Raw genomic sequence first — 5063 nt, forward strand, 5'->3', positions numbered from 1 at the left:
CGGCGCAGGCCGTGCCGCCACCGCTGGCCCGGGTCGGTCGCGAGGCGGGCCCAGGCGGCGAGGACCGTCGCCGAGACGGTGGTGACGACGATGGCGAGGCCGGGGAAGACCGCGATCCACCACGAGCTCTGGAGTTCCTGGCGGCCCTGAGCCACCATCAGACCCCAGCTCACGTCCGGTGGTTGGATGCCGATGCCGAGGAAGCTCAATGAGGACTCGGTCAGCATCACGAAGCAGAAGTCGAGCGCGGCGACGGTGAGCAGGGTCGGCAGCACGGTGGGAGCGACATGGCGTCGGATGCTCGCCCAACTGCTGGTGCCGAAGGTGCGGGCCGCGTCCATGAACAGGCGACTGCGCAGTTCCGCGGACTCGGCCCGCGCGGTGCGCAAGTACACGGGGATCCGGGCGACGGCGAGTACCAGGACGATACCGGAGGCGCTCGGCGAGAACACGTACAGCACGACCACGGCCAGCAGGAGAGACGGGAAGCTGAGGATCACGTCGGCGATCCGCAGGGACACGTTCTCGCGCCAACCCCCGTGGTAGCCCGCCCACATGCCCCAGACCGAGCCGACGACGAGCGAACACAGCACGGCGGGCACGGCCACGGACAGGGTGGTGCCGGCCGCGGCTATCAGCCGGGCGGCGACCGGTCGGCCGAGGGAGTCGCTGCCGAGGACGAACGCCCAGCCGTGGTCGAGACTGAAGGGCGACCGCCCGGGGTCGCGCAGATTCTGACGTGTCGCCAGGTCCCCGATGAGCAGCGGACCCAGTACGGCACACAGCGCGACGCCGATCAGGATCAGGACCGCCGCGCAGGCGAACCGGTCCTGGAGGAGCAGGGCGAGCCACTTCCGCCGAGCCGTCACCACCTGGTCGGTTCCAGCACCCGTGCCGCTGCCGTCGCCCGCGTCTTCCGGGACGTCGCCACTCCTGGCGCTGTCGCTCTGGCCGTTGTTCTTCTGGAGCATGTCACTTCCTTGACTCACGCCGCCGCCCGCTGCCGGACCCGCGGGTCGAGGATCGCGTGGCAGATGTCCACGAGGATGTTGAGCGCGAAGATCACCAGAGCGGTCAGCAGCACGGCGGCCTGCAACACCGCGAAGTCGCGCTGAAGAACCGAGTCGATCATGAGCTTGCCGATGCCGGGCCAGCCGAAGATGGTCTCGACGACGACGGCACCGTTGACCAGTCCGACGGCGAGGTCGCCCGCGACGGTGAGCGCGGGTGCGGCCGCGTTGCGCAGGGCGTGCCCGAAGACCACCCGCACTTCGTTGGCACCCTTGCTGCGCGCGACTTTGACGTACGGGGCGGAGAGCGCGGAGACCATGGCGCCGCGCACCACCTGGACCAGCACACCGAACGGGCGGATGAGCAGCGTGGCCACGGGCAGGACCCAGGCCGCGGCGCCGCTCGTGCCGGAGGTGGGCAGCCAGCCCAGCGTCACCGCGAAGACCAGCACGCCCATGATGGCGAACCAGAAGTCGGGGACGCTCGCGGCCGTCGAGGACAGGAAGCTCGCGATCCGGTCGGTCGCCGAGTTGGGCCGGTAGGCCGCCAGGCTGCCGATCACCACGGCGCCCACGATGGCGAGCAGCATCGTCCATCCGGCCAGTTGGAGGGTGGCGGGGAAGGCCCGCAGGACCGACTCGCTCGCCGACTGGGCGGTGCGCAGCGACTCGCCGAAGTCGAGGTGCGCGACCTGGACCAGGTAGTCGCCGAACTGGTTGACCAGCGGCTGGTCGAAGCCGTTGCGGGCGGAGAACTCGGCCCTCATCTCCGGTGTCGCGCTGAGCGGGAGGTACAGGTTGGCGGGGTCTCCGGTGAGCCGGGCCAGGAAGAACACTCCCAGGACCACGACCAGCAGGGGAATGACACTGGAGACCGCGCGGCGACGCAGCATCGTGAACATCGGTCAGCTCCTTCCTCGGTCCGCGCGGCGCATGTCGGAGAGCCGCATCTCGTCGTTGGTGGCCGAGTCCGGCCGGTAGCGGACGTGAGAGGAGAGGGCGAGGATGCCGGTCATGTTGGCCATCACGGCGTCCCGTACGACCTCGTCGTTCTGGTGGGCGAACGCGTCCGCGAAGGCCTTCTGGCGCTTGTCGCCCGACGCGAGCTGCGCCTGCTTCGTCAGCGCGTCGAGTTCGGGGGTGCCGTAGCTGCTCTGGGCGCCCTTGCTGCCGTAGATCTGTCCCATCGTGAACGCGGCGTCTCCCGCCTGGTTGCCGTGCTGTGCCTGGAGGAGGGTGGGGCCGATTCCCTTGGGGAAGGGGCGCAGCAGGTACTCCAGCCAGGCGTTGACGTCCAGCATCTTGATCTTGACCTTCAGCCCGGCCTTGAGCAGGCCGTCCTGCACGACCTCCATCGCCTCGGCCGCCTTCGGGTAGATGCCGGTGCGGCCGATGATCGTGATGGTGGTGCCGGTCGGCACTCCGTCGGCCCGGGCCTCGGCGACCAGTCGCTTGGCCCGCTTCGGGTCGTACGGCCACGGCTTGACGCGCGGGTTGTATCCGGTGACGCCCTTCGACACGAGCTGACCGCTGGGCCGCCCCGAGAAGACCGCCGTGACCAGACCTTCCCTGTCGACGGCGTAGTTGATGGCCCGCCGGATCCGGACGTCGTCGAGAGGCGCCTTGGTGGCGTCCATCCGCAGGTACGAGACCTCGTTGGTGGTGAACTCGACGGCCCGGTCGCCCGCCCCGTCCTCGGGAGCGAGCCCGATCGCCACATCCGCCTCGTTGTTGGTGACCATGGCCGCACGTACGCTGCCCTCCGCGCGCCAGACGTACTTGGCCGCTGCGTAGTCGGGACTCTCGCCCCAGTAGCCGGAGAAGCGCTTCAGGCGGAGGAAGCGGCCCTGGCTCCACTCGTCGATCCGGTACGGGCCGGTGCCGACCGGCTCCCGCACCCTGGAATCGGGGTCCGTGGTCGTCGGCACGATCTCGACGAAGGACAGACGCAGCGGGAGGATCGGGTCCGGCTCGGCGGTGGTGACCTCAAGTGTGGTGTCGTCGACCGCCTTTGCGGTGATCTTGCTGTCGGTGAAGATGTATCCGTCGACGTTGCAGTCGATGTCCGAGTCCGTGGCGCGCTTGATGGAGAACGCGGCGGCCTCGGCCGTGAACGGAGAGTCGTCATGGAACTTGACCCCCTCGCGCAGGGTGAAGGTCCACGAAGTGGGCGAGTTACGCGTCCACTTCGTGGCCAGCGCCTGTTCCAGTCGCCCGGTGGACGGGTCCCGCTCGGTCAGTGCCTCCGTGATGTTGGCGCGCGTCACCCGGCCCGTCGCGGTGAGCGAGGCATCGCAGGGCTCAAGCGTCGGAGGCTCCTCCGGCAGTACGACGCGCAGGGTCCCGGGGCCCTCGCCGATGGGGTCGCCGCCGGCCACCGAGCATCCCGAGACGGCGAGCAGTACGCCAACGGACGCGAACGCGCCCGCCGTTCGCCCCCGGCGAATTCGGGTGGCCGAACGAGTGCGTACTGAGCCTGGGTCAGTCACTGTTCCTCCGCGCTGTTCTACGACCACGAACTTTGTCCACATGGAAAAACCTGGTTTAGATATGTGGACGCTCATTATTGAGTCGGTGGCGCCGAAGGCGTCAAGGGGTGTGCAGCAAGCCCTTAACATCCGCAGGGCGATGAGCCCATGGAGTCCTCATACGTGAACGACTGTGTGGCGGAAGGCGGGGTATGTGTGCGCCAGGTCACACGGCGGGGCCGATCAGTTCGGCGGAGACATCCGGTCATACCGGCGACATCACCCGCATCCCCTGTGAGGAGAGCCGGCCATGGACCGTGAACGGGTTCTTTCCTGGACGAAGGCCGAACGGCTCGGCCTCGCCGACTTTCTCGACGATCTCGAAGGCACCGACTGGGAAGCGCCATCACTCTGCACCGGCTGGACCGTGCACGACGTGGTGGCCCACCTGACCCTGTCGACACGCACCACACTGCCCGGAATGGTCAAGGGGATGGTCCGGGCACGCGGTGACTGGGAGCGCATGGAGTTCGACGCGGCGCGGCGCCGGGCGGCCGACTTCGGCCCCGCCGAACTCATCGCACAGTTCCGCGGGACGGCAGCCTCGACCCGCCGCGCGCCCCTGTCCGCGCCATTGGATCCGCTGGTCGACGTCCTGGTCCACGGCCAGGACATCGCCCGCCCGCTGGGCCGCGTACGCCCCACCCCTCAGGAGCAGACGGTCGCGGCCCTGGAACACGTCCTGGCCAGCCCGTTCTACGGCGCCCGCAAACGCCTGCGGGGCGTACGGCTGGTCGCCACCGACGCGAGCTGGTCGAGGGGCGAGGGCCAGGACGAAGTGCGGGGCCCGGCAGGCGACTTGCTCCTCCTGGCAACGGGCCGGGCCGCGGGACTGACAGGCGTGTCGGGGCCGGGCGCGGAGCGGCTCGGGAGAGTGCTGTAGCTGTTGGAGCGGCGGGCGAACCATGGACGCGGCCGGCCACTCCGGACCGGTGCGGGTGTGGGATGTCGTCACCGGAACACTGCCCCGGCATCAGCGCCTTCGTCGTCGGCCTGGAAGGCGACATCGACGCGGTGATGGCCAATGCACGTGGCGGGCGTGGTAGCGGGTGCGTTCATACCGGCCGATTCGGTTGGCGCGTAGGCAAGGGCGGGATCGCCGTCCGCCGGGGACCGGTGTCCGTCCACGTATCAGCACCACTACCTGTGGCCCGGCTCTGCGAGCCGCCGGATGCGAAGGTGTTTGCGTGTGCCGTCGTTCGGATGGTGGGGTGGCACGGTGACCGACCACGATGAGGCGGCGGCTGTCCGTCCGTTGACTCTGGCCGACACGAGGAGGTTCTTCGTCTGCTGGTGGTACAGGCATCACGCGTCGCTGACCCTGCGTAAGACGTGGCCAGGTATGGCTCGTTGGAGTGGTCGGCCCGGGAATGGTCCGGATCTTGTCCTCAGTGAGACGGGACTGGTCATCTGTCGACGCCGTATCCCTCGGCTCGTGGACTGCTCCAAGCGGATGTGTTGGCCCGTCAGGTGCTACGGCGAGGTGGGCAGGTGCGGGGAGCGGAGCACGAGCAGGGTGATCTCG

At 69.0% G+C, this 5063-nt stretch carries 4 protein-coding genes; 1 reads left to right on the plus strand and 3 read right to left on the minus strand.

What is annotated here, in order from left to right; all coding sequences use genetic code 11:
- The 3 genes from O3Q52_RS48705 to O3Q52_RS48715 all read right to left on the minus strand — a co-directional run.
- Positions 1-971, minus strand: a 971-nt coding sequence (locus O3Q52_RS48705) for an ABC transporter permease (RefSeq protein ID WP_269654866.1), incomplete at its 3' end; no start/stop codon positions are given.
- 14 nt (positions 972-985) lie between these two features.
- Entirely contained in the window at positions 986-1912 is a 927-nt protein-coding gene (locus O3Q52_RS48710; protein ID WP_269654867.1) for an ABC transporter permease, read from the minus strand.
- 3 nt (positions 1913-1915) lie between these two features.
- A complete protein-coding gene (locus O3Q52_RS48715) occupies positions 1916-3388 on the minus strand; it encodes an ABC transporter substrate-binding protein (protein ID WP_269654868.1) in 1473 nt (490 codons plus the stop codon).
- 400 nt (positions 3389-3788) lie between these two features.
- On the opposite strand from O3Q52_RS48715, the gene O3Q52_RS48720 reads away from it, so the two are divergent.
- Positions 3789-4421: a maleylpyruvate isomerase family mycothiol-dependent enzyme gene (locus O3Q52_RS48720; protein ID WP_269654869.1), complete on the plus strand. Its 633-nt coding sequence runs from the start codon at positions 3789-3791 to the stop codon at positions 4419-4421.
- Positions 4422-5063 lie beyond the last annotated feature (642 nt).

The organism is Streptomyces sp. ActVer, from assembly GCF_027270795.1.
Taxonomy (GTDB): Bacteria; Actinomycetota; Actinomycetes; order Streptomycetales; family Streptomycetaceae; genus Streptomyces; species Streptomyces umbrinus_A.

Excerpts from the sequence above, each read along its gene's own strand:
- O3Q52_RS48710 (WP_269654867.1), bottom strand. The coding sequence starts at position 1,912 with ATGTTCACGATGCTGCGTCGCCGCGCGGTCTCCAGTGTCATTCCCCTG.
- O3Q52_RS48720 (WP_269654869.1), top strand. The coding sequence starts at position 3,789 with ATGGACCGTGAACGGGTTCTTTCCTGGACGAAGGCCGAACGGCTCGGC.